The organism is Corynebacterium sp. MSK204, from assembly GCF_030229885.1.
Taxonomy (GTDB): domain Bacteria; phylum Actinomycetota; class Actinomycetes; order Mycobacteriales; family Mycobacteriaceae; genus Corynebacterium.
On the sequence record NZ_JASPGQ010000064.1, the window covers coordinates 1 to 338 of the forward strand.

The window sequence follows — 338 nt, forward strand, 5'->3', positions numbered from 1 at the left end:
GGCATGTGTGTGCTGGGGTGGTGCATCCGGGCCAGCGGCAGGTGAGGTCTCTTCCTTGTGTGTAGGCGCGGATGTGGTTGGTGGGCTGGTAGCTTTCGGTTTCTTGTGGGTTGAGTTGTCGGGTGAAGGTGTCGATGTTTTCTAGGTTGGTGATGCGGGACCAGCCGTAGCCTGGGAAGTACACCTTTGTATTTGCAGTCCCGGCGGCTCCGGCATTGTCATCGCTGTTGTCGGTGTTGGTGGCGGCTGCGGTGGTGAAGGGGACCTGACCCCTTTTTGGTGGACACCTGATATCCAGCCCAGTCGGGCTGGGAAGAAAGGTAATCTACCACCATGTC

1 pseudogene is annotated in these 338 nt (G+C 58.3%); it reads right to left on the bottom strand.

The features are described from left to right. A pseudogene (locus tag QP908_RS11795) lies at positions 1 to 184 on the bottom strand (HNH endonuclease signature motif containing protein); the annotation flags it as partial. Positions 185 to 338: the final 154 nt, after the last annotated feature.